The organism is Gordonia liuliyuniae (assembly GCF_021738805.1).
In the GTDB taxonomy this organism is placed as follows: Bacteria; Actinomycetota; Actinomycetes; order Mycobacteriales; family Mycobacteriaceae; genus Gordonia; species Gordonia liuliyuniae.
The window spans coordinates 221,540-237,310 of sequence record NZ_JAKKOR010000001.1 but is presented as its reverse complement, the minus strand read 5'-3'; the positions used below and the strand labels follow the sequence as shown (position 1 = coordinate 237,310).

Below are 15,771 nucleotides of genomic sequence, written 5' to 3'. Positions count from 1 at the left end.
CTCTCTGTGCCGGATCAGACGGATCCGGCGAGGTCTGTGCGCACCGTGTCGAGGCGGAGTCCGACATCGACCCCGAACGGTTGCGCGAGCAGCTCCGACAGTTCGTCGGCGGGGTCGGCTTCGGCCGGTTCGGCGACGACGGCCGCCGGGTCGGCGAGTCGGAGACCGCTGCTCTCGGCGGAGCGCGCCGCACCCATCGCCGCGACGGGCGCCATCGATGCTCCGCCGCCCACCACCCCGGAGGAGACAGGCGAGACGGACGTCGTCGACGAGGACGTCGTGGTGTCCGGGGCGACCGAGGCATTGGTGGTTGTCGGCCGATCGGCCAACTCGATCGGTGGTTCGGCGGCGGCGACGCTCGGCACTGCGCCACTCGCATTGACGGTGGCAGCCGTTCGCATGGTCGTCTTCGACGCTGGCGTGTCCGATCCGGTCGACGTGGTGGTCGTCGCGCCGCTGGTCGTAGTGGCAGCAGGGCTGGTTGTCGACGGTTCACACGCCGCGCAGCAGGGTGCGGCCGTCGTTCCCGTGGTCCCAGTCATTCCCGCGGCCGTCGTTCCCGTGGTCCCAGTCGTTCCCGTGGTCCCCGTCGTTCCTGTGGTCCCAGTCGTTCCCGTCGAGCCGTTGCTCACACCGAGCAGACCGCCGACGACCTGGACGCCTGCGTCGAACAGCGGACCGGCCTTCTGCAGCAGCGACGACAAGGCGTCTCCAGACAGCGCGGTCGGCGCGTCCGACACCGCCACCGGGGTGCCGACCGCGCTGATGTGGGCGGTCGGCGCAGTGAGCTGCGCGCGGGTGTCGGCGACGACTGCAAGTCCTTCCGTGAGACCTTCGGCGGCGATGCCCAGGGCCGCGACCTGGCCAGCCGGCGTCACCAGCGTCGGCGCTGCTGCCGCGAGCAGTCCGACGGTCCTCGCGACGACGCCCTGTAGGGCGGCCGTGCCCGCCGCGACGATCGCGGCGGCTGTCTGCACATCGGCGGCCATCGCCGTCCCCTGCGCGGCGATCTGCTCCGATTGGCCTGCGGTCCGTGTCGCGGTGCCGACCGCTGCGGTAGCCGCTTTCCCCGTCCAGTCGGTTCCGACGCTCGAGATTGCACTCAGGATCGTCGACGCACCAGACTGCAGCAGCCCGGCGAGGCTCCCCAACGATTCCACCGGGTTCGCCGCCCCCGACAGGCTTCCCGATCCGAACGTGCCGAGGAGATCGACGATCGGCTTGACCAGCGCGGTCGGGTCCAGTCCGGGCAGGGTCGGCAAGGCGGGCAGATCGAATTCGGACAGGTCGGGAAGGCCGATGATCGACGGCGCGGTCAACGACGGCAAACCGAGGTCGGTCAGCACGTCGGCGACGGGCGTGTCCAGGAAGGCGGTGAGCCCCGTCGGTTCCAGCACCTGTCCGACCGTGACGCCGCCGGTGGAGCCCGTCGCGGTCGACCCCGCGGGCTCGTCGCAGACAGTCATCGTGAGCTCACGCCGGTGGCGGCGGCCTCGTCGGCGGCCGAGAACCCGGCGAGACCGGCGGCCGTCGCAGCGGCTGTGCCCGTGTGCATCGCTGCGAGACGCCCGACGGCCTGCAGATGGTTGGTCTCGGCGACCGCGTACGCGGCGAGGAACTCCTGACCGATGAGGCCGAACGCCGCCGCCAGCATCGCGCCCTGAGCTGCGTCGGCCGTCATCGCCCCGGCGGTCGCCGCGCCCAGAGTTCCTGACATCGCTCCGAACGCCGCGACCCCTGCGGGCACCACATCGACCTGACCACTCATGACTCCCCCTCTGTTTCCGGCTCTCGAAAGGTTGGACGCAGCGACGGGCTGTTCGGTTCCACCGACTCGCCGGTGAGGTCGGCGAACTCGGCGACGAACTCCGACATGATCTCGGCACGCTCGGCGAACGCCTGGGTCGCGGCGCGCACCGCTGTCCGAACGATCGCATCGGCCAGTGCCGCGGGCCGCCCGTTCCCCGCACCCGGCACCAACTGCAGTCCGGTCATCGCGCCCGACACGTCGACCTGCACGATCACGCGTCCGTCGTCGCCGGTCTCCTGGACGGTCAGTGCGTTCAGCTTGCGCTGGACGTCTTCGAGCATGTCGAGTTGCCGTTCAGCCGTGCGTTGCACCTCGTCCATCACGCTCATCGCCGACTCCTCGCGGTGCGCGCCCGACCCGCGTCCGCGGCGTCCTCCGAGGCGAGGAGGTCGGCGCGTGACGGCAGGCCCAATAGCGCGAGCGTCTCCTCGGACACGCCGTCGGCGGCCAGCGTCGTCCGACGCCGCACTCCTGCGGTGACGCCCGCGAGACGACACAGCGCGAGGATGTCGGCGGCGAGGTCGGACGGATCGCGCCTGCACTGTGCCGGTTCGAGTTTCATCGCGACCGGCAGCCCGGTCGGCGTACAGGTCACGGCGATCCCGCCACCGCGCGAACGCACCATGGTGACGCCTTCGGGTTGCAAGTGGTCTGGGTTCACGTGGTCTGGGTTCACGTGGTCTGGGTCAGCCTGTCCAGGTGATTTCTCGGTCTCCATGAAAGGTCAGACGCACGCCGACCGCTTTCGGTTCCATCGATCTTCTTTCGGGCGAGTCGCCTGACGGCAGGCGTAGCGTTCGGCTCCACCGCGTCAGAGCACGCTCACCCAGCCGCAGCGAAGGGACCCGCCATGACCACCGACATCGCCACGCCTAGCGGCACCGGCCCGTACGACGCCGACACTCCGCCGTGGCTGGTCGGACCGCAGCTGGTCGGACCACAACCCGGGCAGGTCGACGACGCTGGCGACGCGCCGGTCGGCGAAGTCGACCTGTCGGGGATCGTGCCGCCGCCCGCACCTGCGGTCCCCCCGCGACCGCCACTCGCCCAGCACGGCGTGGGGTCGCAGCAGGCGGCCGCCCCGACACCGGTCTACCGTCCTGCAGCCCAAACCGCCCCGCCCCAACCCGCCCCGCCCCAGTCCTCCCCGTCCCAGCCCTCCCCGCGACAACCTGCTCAGCCACCGCCCCTGCGACAGCGGCCCGTTCAGCCCCGACCGTCCGGGCAGCGGTCGGGTCCAGCGCTCGACGAGGTCGGGTTGATCCGCAAGGCACGACGCCCACCGGTCCGAGGTTGGCGCCGAGCCGTCCACACGTTGAGCGGGGGTGCCGTGAACCCCGGCGAGTCGTCGGCGGAACTGGAATACCGTGACCTGCTCGACCATGTCCGCCAACCGGTCCGCGGCGACTACCGGATCGCCGTGCTCTCGCTCAAAGGCGGCGTCGGCAAAACCACCACGACGATCGGGCTGGGTTCGACGTTCGCCTCGCTGCGCGGCGACCGGGTGATCGCGGTGGACGCCAACCCGGATCTCGGCACGCTCGCCCAACGCGTGCCACTACAGACGCGGTCCACCGTCCGGGACCTGCTGGCCGACCCCGTCGTCGCCCGCTACTCGGACGTTCGCGCCCATACCTCGCAGGCGCCGAGCCGACTGGAAGTCCTGGCGTCCGAACGGGATCCGGCCGCCGCTGAAGCGTTCGACGAGGACGAGTACCGCGGGGCCATGTCGATCCTGCAGCGGTTCTACAACATCATTCTGACCGACTGCGGCACCGGTATGAGTCACAGCGCGATGCGCGGTGTACTCGATCTCGCCGACGCGATCGTTCTGGTCAGCTCGCCTGCGCTCGACGGAGCACGCAGCGCAGGCGCCACCCTCGATTGGCTCGGCGGCCACGGGTTCGGGCACCTGATCGCGCGCAGCGTCGTCGTCCTCAGTTCTGCACGACCGGGTGCGTCGTCGATCGACGTCGACGACCTGACCAGGCACTTCTTGACGCGCTGCCGCGCCGTCCACGAGATCTCGTTCGACGATCATCTCGCGGAGGGCGCCGACATCGATCTCGAGCTTCTCGGCAAGCGCGCTCGTCGCGCCTTCGTCGAACTGGCCGCGACGATCGCCGACGACTTCGGCGGCACCGTGCTGCGACGTCATCCGCCTTTCGAGGGGTGAGGCGGCGACGTGCAGCGGCCTGGAGACGCATCGGGGCGACCTCCAGGCCAAGCGGCACGAGAGCGGCTGACCTCAGGCGGCTCTCTCTGCGCCACGCGGCCGGCGGGGCGACTCGCTCGCCGGTGCGGCCACCGCGACCTGGGCGAAGCCGGGCCGGGCCCGGCCGGCGAAGGCCTTGAACCAGGAGGCGATCGCGGCCACCCGGTTCCGGAATCCGACCAGGTAGAACAGGTGGACGGCCAGCCAGGTGAACCAGCCGAGCACGCCGGTCAGCTTGATGCCGAACGGAGCGTCGACGACGGCGTTGTGCCGGTTGACGACGGCCATGCTGCCCTTGTCCAGGTAGACGAACTCGGTGCCCGCGGCCTTCTCCCCGCGGATCACGTCGGCGACGTGACGGCCCTGCTGCATGGCGACCGGGCTCTGCCCCGGGTAGCCCTTCAGGCTCGTCATGTCACCGATGGCGAAGACGTCGTCCCGGTCGCCGACCGTGAGGTCGTCGTCGATCAGAAGTCGGCCCGCGCGATCGGTGGCGCAGCCCGTCACCTCGGCGAGGACTCCGGCCAGTCCGGTCGCCTGCACACCCGCGGACCACACGATGGTCGCTGCGCGCAACACGCGATCCTCGTCGCCGCTGCGGACGGTGACCTCGACGCCGTCGATGTCGGTGACGAAGGTGTCGGTGAGAACCTCGATGCCCGTCTTCTCCAACGTCTTTCGGGCGAACGCCGACAGCTTGCCGCCGTACACGGGAAGCAGGTCGCCCGCGCCCTCGACGAGATAGACGACGGCGGGCACCTCGGTGAAGTGGCGGGTGCTCAACTCGCGGATCTGCCCGGCGATCTCGACGCCGGTCGCACCGCCGCCGACTACCACGAAGGTGTGCGCCTCGGCGTCGTCGGCGGGCGCGGCAAAGCACTCGAGCAAGTGGGCGCGCAAGGCGACGGCGTCGTCGAGCGACTTCAACGAGAATGTGCGGTCGGCCCACTCGTCGTGCCCGAAGTATCCCTGCGCGACGCCGGCAGCGGCGACGAGACGGTCGTAGCCGACTTGCTCGTCACCGTCGTCGGTGCGGTAGGTGACGACCTTGCGATCGACGTCGATGTCGGTCACGTACCCGCGGGCCACCGACACGGACTCTTTGGACTCGAGGACGTCGCCGATGTTCGGCGCGATCTCCTCGGTCGGCAACACTCCGGTCGCCACTTGATACAGCAGCGGCTGGAACAGGTGCTCGTCGGTCGCCGAGATCAGCAGCGTGTCGATCTTCGACTTCGCCAGACGCTTCGCGACGGCGAGCCCGCCGAAACCAGATCCGATGATCACCACGTCGGTCCTGCGCATGTTCCCTGCTCCTCTCGAGTCGGTGTGCCTCTCCCACCAGGTTGCTAGAACTCTGATCGATCAACAAGGTCAGCGAACAGGCATTCTCTTGTACTTACGATCTGTTCTATTCATAGAATGCTGGAATGGAGTTTCGTCAGCTCGAGTATGTGGTCGCGGTGGCCGAGACCGGTGGGTTCTCCCGTGCAGCGCAACGGTGCTTCGTCTCGCAGTCGGCCATCAGCCACCAGGTGGCGGCCCTCGAACGTGAGTTGGCAACCGAACTCTTCGACCGTTCGCAGCGGCGCGTCCGACTCACCGAAGCGGGCGAGACGCTCGTCCCCTACGCGCGAGATCTGCTCGCGCTGCGCGACGACGCGATCGCCGCGACGTCCCCGCGACCGGACCGTGTCCGCATCGCCGCCAACATGTCTTTCGCCGGCGCCGCGCTGACCGCGGTGTCGGCGGTCCGCGAACGCAATCCGGACGCCGAGATCGACTTCCTGATCAAACCGTTCAGTCAGCGCATCGATGCCGTCGCGTCCGGTGAGGCCGACCTCGCACTGATCCGCGGCAGCGTCGACCGGGACGGCCTGTACCTCGATCCGCTGTGGGTAGACCAGCCGGTCATCGCGTTCAGTTCCCGCCATCCGCTGGCGGCAGGCGGGCAGGCGCCCAGCCCCGCCGACCTCGCCTCCTACCCGCTGATCCTGCCGCCCGCGGACCGCCAAGTACTGCTGCATCGACTCGTCGACCGCGCGTTCGTGCGCGCGGACGCCGAGGTCACCTACGGTCCGGAGATCCGCGAGGGTCACTCCGTCGCGTTCGAGCTCATCAACCATCCGACTGCGTGGACTCTCCTCTACGAGGATCCGCTGCAGCCCGGCATCTCGTGCCGACGCAGTCTGAACTTCACGCTCCCGGTATCGGCAGTGCTCCGCGTGGACGCGACACCCAACGAACTCGTCGCCGAACTGCTCACCGAACTCTCAAACGGGTTCCGCCGCATGTGAGAGTCACACGCGAGCCGCGAGAACCGCGTGTAGCGTCCGCCGCATCGAGTCGCGCCACGCGTCGTCGAGTCGCTCGTTGCGACGCAGGAGCACCGCGGCGAGGGTTCCGCCGAAGGCGACCTCGATGACCATGGTCGGATCCTCCGACACCTCGACGCCGTCGCGAGCGGCAGCGTCCTGCAGCCGCTCGGTCAGGTCCGGCCAGACGATGTCGCGGAGTTCGTCGGTGAGTTGCGCCTTGACGTCCGTCTGCGGCCCCAGGTCGCTGATCAGCCCGAGGATGGCCCGGCGCATGGCCGAATCGGAGAAGATCGCGGCACAGGCGTCGACGATCGCCTCGACTTCGTCGGCGAGCGTCGCGGTCGGATTCCGTGGCGGCACCGCCACCGCGGTCGGGAACACCACGTGATGGACCAGATGCGCCTTGCCCGGCCACCGTCGACGAATCGCCGGAACCGACGTGCCGGCACGCGCCGCGACCTCGGTGAGCGTCAGCCCGTTGTAGCCGACTTCGCTGAGCAGTTCGCGCGCCGCGTCGAGGACCGCGTCATCGATCCGACCGTCCCGGGGCCTCCCCCCGCCGACCGTTCGCGACACTGCACCCTCCACCGACTCCACTGCTTGACTAGGTCCCCGACTGTAGCTTATGTTTCGTTCTAGATACGAACGATATCCCGAACGGTGGCATAAGACTCCCTCCCAGCCTCTCCACCCCACGAGACGGGCGCGCGAGCAATCGCACGCCCGTCTCGCTCGTACGACCCAGCATCACGATTCGAGGAGACGTCGCGGACCGTCGCCGTGACGCCCGTACTCGTCGTGCGGATTCGCCAACGCACACCGCTCCAGGGACAGGCAGCCGCAGCCGATGCACCCGTTGAAGTCGTCACGCAACTGCTGCAGCCGGTGAATGCGTTGATCGAGTTCGTCGCGCCACCCCTCCGACAGCCGCGTCCAATCGCGGGCCGTCGGCGTACGCCCCTCCGGCAGTCGCGCCAGCGCGTCGTGGATGTCGGCCAGTGGAATGCCGACGCGCTGCGCGATCCTGATCAGAGCCACCCGACGCAGCGTGTCGCGCCGGTATCGCCGCTGGTTGCCGCTCGTCCGACGCGCGTCGATCAGCCCCTCCCTCTCGTAGAAGTGAAGCGCCGAGACGGCGACGCCGCTGCGCGCGGACAGTTCGCCGACGGTCAGCTCCCGGCTGTTCCACGCGGGCCGTTCAGTCATCAGCGATACACCTTTCCGAGACGAGGACTTGACCTCAACCTTAGTTGATGTTTCAAGCTCGAGTCATGAGTATGGAGACGACGGCATGGACCACGATGCACGCGGCGATGAACGCGACCACCGACCGCGGCCGGATCGACCCGGCGCTGCTACGACGGATCGCGCGGTTCGCCGCACCGCACCGGCGCCGGCTTGCCGGATTCGCGGTGGTCAGTGTGGTGATCGCGGTCCTGACCGTCGCGACGCCGCTGCTCGCGGGCCGCGTCATCGACGCGATCACGCGCTCGGCGTCGGTGTCGGTCGTCGTGTGGCTGGCGTCGGTCATCGCGGTGGTCGCCGTCGCCGAAGCCGGGTTCGGGGTCGTCCAACGCTGGCTGTCGGCGACGATCGGCGAGCATCTGATCTACGATTTGCGGACCGCCGTCTACGACCACGTTCAGACCATGCCGGTCGCCTTCTTCAGTCGCACCCGGACGGGCGCGTTGGTGAGCCGACTGAACAACGACGTGATCGGCGCGCAACGGGCGTTCAGCGATGCCTTCTCGGGCGTCATCAGTAACACCGTCACGCTGCTGCTGGCCCTGGTCGCGATGCTGAGCCTGTCCTGGCCGATCACCCTCGCGACATTGATCCTCCTGCCGATCTTCCTGTGGCCCGCGCGACGCTTCGGCGCTCGCCTCGCCCAGATGCAACGGACGCGCGCCGGACACAACGCGGCGATGGGCGATCGCATGACCGAACGCTTCAGCGCCCCGGGAGCGACGTTGATCAAGTTGTTCGGCGGCGCGGATCGCGAGTCCACCGAGTTCGCCGAGCGGGCGGGCAGTGTCCGCGACATCGGTGTGCGGTCGGCCATGGTGCAGGAGGTCTTCTATCTCGCCCTGATGCTGGTGTCCGCGCTGGCGTTGGCACTCGTCTACGGGATCGGCGGTGTGCTCGCTCTTCACGGGCAGATTCAAACGGGCACGATCGTGTCGTTGGCGATGTTGCTGACCCGGCTGTACGCGCCGCTCACCGCACTCGCCAACACCCGGGTGGAAGCGATGAGCGCGATCGTGAGCTTCGAGCGGGTCTTCGAGGTCCTCGACCTCGAACCCCTCATCCGGGACCGCGCGGACGCCCGCCCCGCCCCGACCGGCCCGGTAGGGGTTGAGTTCGACGGGGTCTCGTTCTCGTACCCGTCGGCCGCGCAGATCTCGCTGGCGTCGCTGGAAGAGGTCGCCGTCCTCGATCCACGACCCGCCGGCCGTGTGCTGCACGACGTGTCGTTCACCGTGGAGCCGGGGCAGACGGTCGCACTGGTCGGTACGTCAGGTGCGGGCAAGTCGACGATCGCCGGGCTCATCCCCCGGCTGTTCGACGTCGACTCCGGAGCGGTCCGCATCGGTGGAGTGGACGTGCGCGAACTCGAAGCGGCATCGTTGCACGCGACGGTCGGCATGGTGACTCAGGACGGACACCTGTTCCACGACACGGTGCGGGCCAACGTCCGTCTCGCCCGCCGGGACGCGAGCGACGACGAGCTCTGGGAGGTCTTGCGCCGGGCTCGGCTCGACGGTGTGATCGCGGCCCTCCCCGACGGGCTCGACACGATCGTCGGCGAACGCGGCTACCGCTTCTCCGGCGGCGAACGCCAACGGTTGACGATCGCCCGTGTGCTGCTGGCCCGTCCGCGCGTGGTGATCCTCGACGAGGCGACCGCACACCTGGATGCGACGTCCGAGGCGCAGGTCCAACTCGCGTTGTCCGAAGCGCTCGCCGGACGCACCGCGATCGTGATCGCTCATCGGCTGGCGACAATCCGTGACGCGGACCGGATCCTCGTCGTCGAGGGCGGCCGCGTCATCGAGTCCGGTTCGCACGTCGAACTCGTCGACGCGGACGGCCGGTACGCGGAACTGTATCGCGCGTGAGGGCAGCTCCAGCCGCCAACCGGGCAGGGGCGGAGTTCAGTCGCCGCAGCAGCCGCCGTCGAGGTCGGCCTCGTCGCGGACGTCGCGCGTGCGTTCGGCACGTACGGCCCAATCCTCTGGCGGCGGGTACGCGACGTGCACGAGGCTCAGGCCGCGGGCCTGCGCGACGGGCACCTGCGCGGAACGCGTCTTCTCGGTGAGCAGCGACGCGCACCAGTCGAGGTCGCGACGCCCGTCGCCGACCACGGCGACCGCGCCGACGAGGGAACGGACCATCGACCAGCAGAAGGCGTCGGCGCGGACCACCGCGATGAGGACGTCGTGCTCGTCGCGCCGCCACGTGAATGCCTGGAGTTCGCGGATCGTCGTCGATCCGGGACGGTAGCGACAGAAGGCGGCGAAGTCGTTGAGGCCGACCAGTCTCGCGGACGCCGCGTTCATGGCGTCGACGTCGAGTGCGCGCGGCCAGTCCGCGGTGGTGCGGGCCAGCATGGGTTCAGCGCCCCACCGGGCATCGGCCAGTCGGTACTCGTAGGTGCGGGCGAGGGCCGCGAAGCGGGCGTCGAAGTCGTCCGAGACGGCGTCGACGGCTTTGACGCGGACGTCATCGGGGAGCATCTTGGCGAGCCTGCGGACAAGTCGGGACGGGTCGCCGTCGATCGAGCGGGTGGCCAGTGAGGCGACGGGCACGTCACAGTGCGCCACCTGACCGGACGCGTGGACGCCTGCGTCTGTTCGGCCCGCGACCGTCAGTCGCACCGGGGCGCGGAGAATGGTCGCGAGAGTGGTCTCGATCGTCTCGCACACGGTGCGCCTGCCGGGTTGGGTCGCCCAACCCGAGAAGTCGGTGCCGTCGTATCCGATCGTCAATCGGAGACGGCACTGCCCGCCCTCGTCGGTGACGGGGGCGGGCAGTGCCGTGTCTGGAAGGATCAGTCTTCCTGCTGCGACGGCGGCAGCGAGTAGCCTGCTGCCTCTGCGTCCGCTTCAGTGGCGAACCAGATTTCCGCGACGGTCGACTCGTAGAAACGAGTGCCCGGGCGGTGGTACAGCTTCGACTGGGCATTGCCCTTGATCGGGAAGCCCTCCGGCTGCTCGTCGCCCTCGATCGGAGCGTGCGAGCCTACCGGAGCGTCGGCGTCGGCGACGACAGCTGCGGTCGACACGTCGTCGACGGCCTCAGCGACCGCTTCGGCGTTCTCGACCTGTGCGTCCGTCGCCTCGGCCTCGACGGCCTCGACGACGTTGTCGCCTTCGGCGGCCTTCTTCTTCGACGCCGCGGCGCGTGCGACGCGGTTGGCCTCGTTCGACGCGGTGGCTTCGCGGACCAGCTCGATCACTGCCATGGGGGCGTTGTCGCCCTTGCGCGGCAGAGTCTTGATGATGCGCGTGTAGCCGCCATCGCGCTCGGCGAAGTGCGGGCCGATCTCGGCGAACAGCGTGTGAACGACATCCTTGTCGCGGATGTCCTTCAGCACCTGGCGACGGTTCGCGAGCGCGCCTGCCTTCGCGTGGGTGATGAGCTTCTCGGCGTACGGACGGAGCCGCTTGGCCTTCGCTTCGGTGGTGGTGATGCGGCCGTGCTCGAAGAGCGCCGTGGCGAGGTTCGCCAAGATCGCCTTCTGGTGGCTGGCCGACCCGCCGAGGCGGGCACCCTTTGTGGGCTTGGGCATTTCTCTCTCCTAGGAGGGGACTTGCGATCTGCAGACCGAAAGTCGTAGTGGTTCTAGCAGCCCCTTAGAGCTGTTCGGTCTCCGCGAAATCCTCACCGGAGTCGGCGTCGTACGACGCCTCGTCCGTCCATGTGCCGGTGGCCGGGTCGTAACCGGCGACCTGCGACGGGTCGAAGCTGGCCGGGCTGTCCTTGAGGGCCAGTCCCAGACCGTGGAGCTTCACCTTCACCTCGTCGATCGACTTCTGTCCGAAGTTGCGGATGTCAAGCAGATCCGATTCGGTGCGTGCCACCAGCTCGCCGACGGTGTGAACACCCTCGCGCTTGAGGCAGTTGTACGAACGAACGGTCAGCTCCAGATCCTCGATCGGCAGCGTGAACGCAGCGATGTGGTCGGCCTCGGCGGGCGAGGGTCCGATCTCGATGCCTTCTGCCTCGACGTTGAGCTCCCGAGCCAGGCCGAAGAGCTCGACCAGGGTCTTACCGGCGGAGGCGAGTGCATCGCGCGCGGTGATGGAGTTCTTGGTCTCCACGTCAAGCACCAGACGATCGAAGTCGGTGCGCTGCTCGACGCGGGTGGCCTCGACGTTGTAGGTCACCTTGAGGACCGGCGAGTAGATCGAGTCGACCGGGATGCGGCCGATCTCGGCGCCGGACGCCTTGTTCTGCACGGCCGGCACGTAACCGCGGCCCCGCTCGACGACGAGCTCGATCTCGAGCTTGCCCTTGTCGTTGAGGGTCGCGATGTGCAGGTCCGGGTTGTGGACGGTGACGCCTGCCGGCGGCACGATATCGGCGCCGGTGACGGCTCCCGGACCCTGCTTGCGGACGTACATGGTGACCGGCTCGTCCTCTTCGGAGCTCACGACGAGTCCCTTGAGGTTCAGGATGATGTTGGTGACATCTTCCTTGACTCCGGGGACGGTGGTGAACTCGTGCAGAACGCCGTCGATGCGGATGCTGGTCACTGCCGCGCCCGGGATGGATGACAGCAGCGTGCGCCGCAGCGAGTTGCCGAGGGTGTAGCCGAATCCCGGTTCGAGCGGTTCGATGATGAACTTCGACCGGTCCTCGGCGATGACCTCTTCAGACAGTGAAGGTCGCTGTGAGATGAGCATTGAGGGTGTGTCTCCTTCGTGACCGCCCGCTATTTGACGGTCTGGAAGCGGAAACCAAACAGCATCTCGCTGCTGTTTTGGTCTTTTCTGTGTGAACGGCTAGCCGTTCGAGTTCTCTTGGCGAGTGTGCCCTGGACACGCACGCAGCAGGCTGCGCGAGAGCGTCCAGGAACACTCGGGGGACGCAGCCCCCAGTGACTACTTGGAGTAGAACTCGACGATGAGCTGCTCGGTCAGCGGGACCTCGATCTGAGCACGCTCGGGCACCGAGTGCACGAGGATGCGCAGCGTGGAGGGAACCACCTGCAGCCAAGCCGGGGTCGGTCGATCGCCGATGGTCTCCTTGGCGATCTGGAACGGCGTGGTCTGCAGCGACTTCGGACGAACGTCGATGATGTCGTACTGGCTGACGCGGTAGCTGGGCACGTCCACGCGAACACCGTTGACGGTGAAGTGGCCGTGGCTGACCATCTGGCGGGCCTGACGACGCGTGCGAGCGATGCCTGCACGGTAGACGACGTTGTCGAGACGGGTCTCCAAGATCTGGAGCAGCACGTCGCCGGTCTTGCCGGAGCGACGGTTCGCCTCTTCGTAGTAGCGGCGGAACTGCTTCTCCATGATGCCGTAGGTGAAGCGAGCCTTCTGCTTCTCCTGCAGCTGGAGCAGGTACTCAGATTCTTTGATCCGCGCGCGGCCGTGCTGGCCGGGCGGGTACGGGCGACGCTCGAACGATGCGTCTCCACCGACGAGGTCGACGCGGAGTCGACGAGACTTCTTAGTTGCGGGGCCGGTATAGCGAGCCATGGTTTATCTCTTCCTTTCCCGCTTAGACCCGGCGCCGCTTGGGCGGGCGGCAGCCGTTGTGCGGCTGCGGGGTCACGTCGGAGATGGTGCCGACCTCGAGGCCGGCTGCCTGCAGCGAACGGATGGCGGTCTCGCGACCTGAACCCGGTCCCTTGACGAATACGTCGACCTTCTTGACACCGTTCTCCTGCGCCTTGCGAGCAGCGTTCTCGGCAGCGAGCTGCGCGGCGAACGGGGTGCTCTTGCGCGAGCCCTTGAAGCCCACGTGGCCGGAGGAGGCCCAGCTGATCACGTTGCCCTCAGGGTCGGTGATCGAGACGATGGTGTTGTTGAACGTCGACTTGATGTGTGCGTGGCCGAGCGGGACGTTCTTCTTATCGCGACGGCGGGTGCCCTTCTTGGGGCCTGCGCTACGTGACTTCGGAGGCATTACTTCTTCTTCCCGGCGATGGTCTTCTTCGGTCCCTTGCGAGTGCGGGCGTTGGTCTTGGTGCGCTGACCGTGTACCGGCAGGCCGCGACGGTGCCGCAGACCCTGGTAGCAGCCGATCTCGATCTTGCGACGGATGTCGGCCTGCACCTCGCGGCGGAGGTCGCCCTCCACCTTCACCGATGCCTCGATGTATTCACGCAGCTTCGAAACGTCTGCGTCGGTCAGATCCTTCGCGCGGAGGTCGGCCGAGAGACCGGTTCCGGCGAGGATCTCTTTCGAAGTGGTGCGACCCACCCCGTAGATGTATGTGAGTGCGATCTCCAGCCGCTTTTCGCGGGGAAGATCCACACCAGCAACACGTGCCATGTGGCGATTCCTTCGTATTTCTCAGAGGTCTGCTTCTGGTCCGTCCCGAACTCATATGCCGGGCCCCGGCCTCTGCACCGGGGGTAGGTGTCCGCGCGTCTGCGAACACTGGTGCCAGAAGTTCATTCGCGATGTTCAGTTGTGTTTCTCAAGCGACCCGAAGAGGGGCGTTGATCAGCCCTGACGCTGCTTGTGACGCAGGTTTTCGCAGATCACCATGACCCGGCCGTTACGGCGGATCACTTTGCACTTCTCGCAGATCGGCTTGACGCTCGGCTTGACCTTCACGTCACCGTTCTCCTTGTTGAACTTCGAGGGTTACTTGTACCGGTAGACGATTCGTCCACGGGCCAGGTCGTAGGGCGAAAGCTCCACGACCACACGATCCTCGGGCAGGATGCGGATGTAGTGCTGCCGCATCTTGCCACTGATGTGGGCGAGAACCTTGTGTCCGTTCTCCAGCTCAATGCGAAACATTGCATTGGGCAGGGGTTCGACAACTCGACCCTCGACCTCGATGGCTCCGTCTTTCTTCGCCATGTCCTCCGCGATTCTCCGGAGGCACGCGTTACGCGACTCCGGGCCTGGATCCTTCGACTTCCGGTACGGTGGCACGCACTGCGGCTCCCTCCTCGCCGAGTGACTGTCGCCACTCGGTTACGGACACACGGAAACCGCACGACGCACCGACGTTCGAGTCTACGCGAGGCATCCGGTTCCGACCAACTCGAACCGTGCGACATCAGCCCCGTTACCTCCGCGCGTCCCGGCGTACCCACCCAGTGCCATGCTTCCATTCCGGCCCTCTGGCCAAACGCCGTTCACCCAACCCCGCCGCGCGGAGCCGCACCCAGTCGGCACATAGCTGTCGACGCACAACAGTCGATGCCTAGATATCGACGCAGGAACCCAGCCAGCTCGATGAAACACTGTTCGCGTTCGTGTTACATCCGTGGTAGAAATCAACCGTCGCACAGAAGTGGCGGCCGACACACTGCGTGGCGTGACAGGCGCGGGAGCAGATTCCCGGAGACGAGACAGACGGGTCGGGGGATCCATTGGGCATTCCATCAACGTATGAACCCGGCTTCGCTCGGTGGTTCATCCGAGCGAAGGATGGCGTCGACCTCTCACTCGCCTATCTCGGTCAGTTCCTCACGTTTCTGTGGCAGACGGTGCGGTACATCCCGGTCACGCCGTTCCGCTATCCGCGACAGACCATCCGGACGATCACAGACCTCACGTGGGGTCGTGGCGCCGTCGTCATCGGCGGCGGAACGGCCTTGCTCATGGCAGGTCTGGGCATCGCGGCCGGAGCGACTGTCGCGATCATCGCCGACAGCACCCTGGACCTCGTCGGCCTCGGCTCGGTGACCGGTTCGGTGTCGTCGTTCGCGATCACGCGGGAGTTCGCTCCGATCCTCGCCGCTGTCGCCTTCACCATCCAGGCCGGCTGCCGCATGACCGCCGAGATCGGCTCCATGCGCATCAGCGAGGAGATCGACGCTCTCGAGGTGATCGGCGTGCATTCGATGTCGTTCGTCGTCTCGACACGCGTCATCGCGGGCGTCCTCACCACCATCCCAACGTTCCTCGTCGCGCTAGTCGCCAGCTATCTGAGCAGTGCGTTCGTCGTGGTCTCCCGAGGCGGATCCCGCGGCGCCTACGCCCACTACTTCGACCAGTTCGTGAACTTCCCCGACATGCTGGCCGCGACCGTCAAGACCATCACGTTCATCGTGGCGATCACCCTCATCCACTGCTACAAGGGTTTCTTCGCGGCCGGCGGGCCAGAGGGCGTCGGCGTCGCATCCGGTCGAGCGGTCCGGGCCAGCCTCGTCGCGATCATGGTTCTCGATCTCGCTCTGACGCTCGCGTTCTGGGGCGTCAACTCGCCGTTCCTGTTCCGAGGGTGAC

General features: G+C 67.5%; 19 protein-coding genes. 4 read left to right on the top strand and 15 right to left on the bottom strand.

Translation table 11 applies throughout. The features are described 5' to 3' along the window. Positions 1-14 precede the first annotated feature (14 nt). From L5G33_RS01015 to L5G33_RS01000, 4 genes are read right to left on the bottom strand one after another with little or no spacing between them, the layout of a single operon-like run. Positions 15-1,466 (bottom strand): hypothetical protein, encoded by a 1,452-nt coding sequence (locus tag L5G33_RS01015; RefSeq protein WP_236996278.1) that lies wholly within the window; start codon positions 1,464-1,466, stop codon positions 15-17. Beyond that, entirely contained in the window at positions 1,463-1,768 is a 306-nt protein-coding gene (locus L5G33_RS01010; RefSeq protein ID WP_236996277.1) for a type VII secretion target, read from the bottom strand. Before L5G33_RS01010 ends, L5G33_RS01015 begins: the two co-directional genes overlap by 4 nt. Beyond that, positions 1,765-2,139, bottom strand: coding sequence for a YbaB/EbfC family nucleoid-associated protein (locus L5G33_RS01005; RefSeq protein ID WP_236996276.1), 375 nt, complete (start codon positions 2,137-2,139; stop codon positions 1,765-1,767). The genes L5G33_RS01010 and L5G33_RS01005 overlap by 4 nt, the downstream gene beginning before the upstream one ends. Next, positions 2,136-2,486 carry a hypothetical protein gene (locus L5G33_RS01000; protein ID WP_236996275.1) on the bottom strand — a complete coding sequence of 117 codons (351 nt, stop codon included), beginning with the start codon at positions 2,484-2,486 and terminating at the stop codon, positions 2,136-2,138. Before L5G33_RS01000 ends, L5G33_RS01005 begins: the two co-directional genes overlap by 4 nt. Positions 2,487-2,660: 174 nt before the next feature. Here L5G33_RS01000 and L5G33_RS00995 point away from each other — a divergent pair, with 174 nt between their 5' ends. After that, on the top strand, positions 2,661-3,986 hold the full coding sequence (locus tag L5G33_RS00995; protein ID WP_236996274.1) for a MinD/ParA family ATP-binding protein: 1,326 nt from the start codon (positions 2,661-2,663) through the stop codon (positions 3,984-3,986). Positions 3,987-4,058: 72 nt separating this feature from the next. Here the strand turns inward: L5G33_RS00995 and L5G33_RS00990 are convergent, their stop codons facing one another. Then, positions 4,059-5,330 carry an NAD(P)/FAD-dependent oxidoreductase gene (locus tag L5G33_RS00990; protein WP_236996273.1) on the bottom strand — a complete coding sequence of 424 codons (1,272 nt, stop codon included), beginning with the start codon at positions 5,328-5,330 and terminating at the stop codon, positions 4,059-4,061. 125 nt (positions 5,331-5,455) lie between these two features. On the opposite strand from L5G33_RS00990, the gene L5G33_RS00985 reads away from it, so the two are divergent. Continuing rightward, positions 5,456-6,322 carry a LysR family transcriptional regulator gene (locus L5G33_RS00985; protein ID WP_236996272.1) on the top strand — a complete coding sequence of 289 codons (867 nt, stop codon included), beginning with the start codon at positions 5,456-5,458 and terminating at the stop codon, positions 6,320-6,322. 3 nt (positions 6,323-6,325) lie between these two features. On the opposite strand, the gene L5G33_RS00980 is transcribed toward L5G33_RS00985, so the two are convergent. Together L5G33_RS00980 and soxR are read right to left on the bottom strand one after the other, a co-directional pair. Next, positions 6,326-6,919: a TetR/AcrR family transcriptional regulator gene (locus L5G33_RS00980; protein ID WP_236996271.1), complete on the bottom strand. Its 594-nt coding sequence runs from the start codon at positions 6,917-6,919 to the stop codon at positions 6,326-6,328. A 171-nt stretch (positions 6,920-7,090) separates the two neighbouring features. After that, positions 7,091-7,549, bottom strand: coding sequence for a redox-sensitive transcriptional activator SoxR (soxR, locus tag L5G33_RS00975; RefSeq protein WP_236996270.1), 459 nt, complete (start codon positions 7,547-7,549; stop codon positions 7,091-7,093). Between the two features lie 65 nt (positions 7,550-7,614). Between soxR and L5G33_RS00970 the strand changes: the two genes are divergently transcribed. Next, positions 7,615-9,462: an ABC transporter ATP-binding protein gene (locus L5G33_RS00970; RefSeq protein WP_236996269.1), complete on the top strand. Its 1,848-nt coding sequence runs from the start codon at positions 7,615-7,617 to the stop codon at positions 9,460-9,462. Positions 9,463-9,498: 36 nt separating this feature from the next. Here L5G33_RS00970 and truA read toward each other — a convergent pair whose 3' ends face one another. The 8 genes from truA to infA form a co-directional block, all read right to left on the bottom strand. Then, the gene (truA, locus tag L5G33_RS00965) at positions 9,499-10,332 is read right to left on the bottom strand and encodes a tRNA pseudouridine(38-40) synthase TruA (RefSeq protein WP_372476835.1); all 834 of its coding nucleotides are present in this window, start codon (positions 10,330-10,332) and stop codon (positions 9,499-9,501) included. Between the two features lie 62 nt (positions 10,333-10,394). Next, on the bottom strand, positions 10,395-11,135 hold the full coding sequence (gene rplQ / locus L5G33_RS00960) for a 50S ribosomal protein L17, sunset domain variant (RefSeq protein WP_236996268.1): 741 nt from the start codon (positions 11,133-11,135) through the stop codon (positions 10,395-10,397). 64 nt (positions 11,136-11,199) lie between these two features. Beyond that, a complete protein-coding gene (locus L5G33_RS00955; RefSeq protein ID WP_236996267.1) occupies positions 11,200-12,252 on the bottom strand; it encodes a DNA-directed RNA polymerase subunit alpha in 1,053 nt (350 codons plus the stop codon). Positions 12,253-12,450: 198 nt separating this feature from the next. Then, positions 12,451-13,056 (bottom strand): 30S ribosomal protein S4, encoded by a 606-nt coding sequence (gene rpsD, locus L5G33_RS00950; protein ID WP_236996266.1) that lies wholly within the window; start codon positions 13,054-13,056, stop codon positions 12,451-12,453. A 22-nt stretch (positions 13,057-13,078) separates the two neighbouring features. Continuing rightward, positions 13,079-13,486, bottom strand: a complete 408-nt coding sequence (rpsK, locus tag L5G33_RS00945) for a 30S ribosomal protein S11 (RefSeq protein WP_006895581.1) — start codon at positions 13,484-13,486, stop codon at positions 13,079-13,081. Beyond that, complete coding sequence (gene rpsM / locus L5G33_RS00940; protein WP_236996265.1) at positions 13,486-13,854, bottom strand: 30S ribosomal protein S13; 369 nt, start codon at positions 13,852-13,854, stop codon at positions 13,486-13,488. Before rpsM ends, rpsK begins: the two co-directional genes overlap by 1 nt. A 174-nt stretch (positions 13,855-14,028) precedes the next feature. After that, positions 14,029-14,142: a 50S ribosomal protein L36 gene (gene rpmJ / locus L5G33_RS00935; RefSeq protein WP_026917227.1), complete on the bottom strand. Its 114-nt coding sequence runs from the start codon at positions 14,140-14,142 to the stop codon at positions 14,029-14,031. 30 nt (positions 14,143-14,172) lie between these two features. Beyond that, entirely contained in the window at positions 14,173-14,394 is a 222-nt protein-coding gene (gene infA / locus L5G33_RS00930; RefSeq protein ID WP_007616247.1) for a translation initiation factor IF-1, read from the bottom strand. Positions 14,395-14,912: 518 nt separating this feature from the next. Here infA and L5G33_RS00925 point away from each other — a divergent pair. After that, the gene (locus tag L5G33_RS00925) at positions 14,913-15,770 is read left to right on the top strand and encodes an MlaE family ABC transporter permease (RefSeq protein WP_236996264.1); all 858 of its coding nucleotides are present in this window, start codon (positions 14,913-14,915) and stop codon (positions 15,768-15,770) included. Position 15,771 lies beyond the last annotated feature (1 nt).

Coding starts and splice junctions, on each gene's coding strand:
- L5G33_RS01015 (WP_236996278.1), bottom strand. CDS start 1,466: ATGACTGTCTGCGACGAGCCCGCGGGGTCGACCGCGACGGGCTCCACC.
- L5G33_RS01010 (WP_236996277.1), bottom strand. CDS start 1,768: ATGAGTGGTCAGGTCGATGTGGTGCCCGCAGGGGTCGCGGCGTTCGGA.
- L5G33_RS01005 (WP_236996276.1), bottom strand. CDS start 2,139: ATGAGCGTGATGGACGAGGTGCAACGCACGGCTGAACGGCAACTCGAC.
- L5G33_RS00995 (WP_236996274.1), top strand. CDS start 2,661: ATGACCACCGACATCGCCACGCCTAGCGGCACCGGCCCGTACGACGCC.
- L5G33_RS00990 (WP_236996273.1), bottom strand. CDS start 5,330: ATGCGCAGGACCGACGTGGTGATCATCGGATCTGGTTTCGGCGGGCTC.
- L5G33_RS00985 (WP_236996272.1), top strand. CDS start 5,456: ATGGAGTTTCGTCAGCTCGAGTATGTGGTCGCGGTGGCCGAGACCGGT.
- soxR (WP_236996270.1), bottom strand. CDS start 7,549: ATGACTGAACGGCCCGCGTGGAACAGCCGGGAGCTGACCGTCGGCGAA.
- L5G33_RS00970 (WP_236996269.1), top strand. CDS start 7,615: ATGAGTATGGAGACGACGGCATGGACCACGATGCACGCGGCGATGAAC.
- rplQ (WP_236996268.1), bottom strand. CDS start 11,135: ATGCCCAAGCCCACAAAGGGTGCCCGCCTCGGCGGGTCGGCCAGCCAC.
- L5G33_RS00955 (WP_236996267.1), bottom strand. CDS start 12,252: ATGCTCATCTCACAGCGACCTTCACTGTCTGAAGAGGTCATCGCCGAG.
- rpsD (WP_236996266.1), bottom strand. CDS start 13,056: ATGGCTCGCTATACCGGCCCCGCAACTAAGAAGTCTCGTCGACTCCGC.
- rpsK (WP_006895581.1), bottom strand. CDS start 13,486: ATGCCTCCGAAGTCACGTAGCGCAGGCCCCAAGAAGGGCACCCGCCGT.
- rpsM (WP_236996265.1), bottom strand. CDS start 13,854: ATGGCACGTGTTGCTGGTGTGGATCTTCCCCGCGAAAAGCGGCTGGAG.
- infA (WP_007616247.1), bottom strand. CDS start 14,394: ATGGCGAAGAAAGACGGAGCCATCGAGGTCGAGGGTCGAGTTGTCGAA.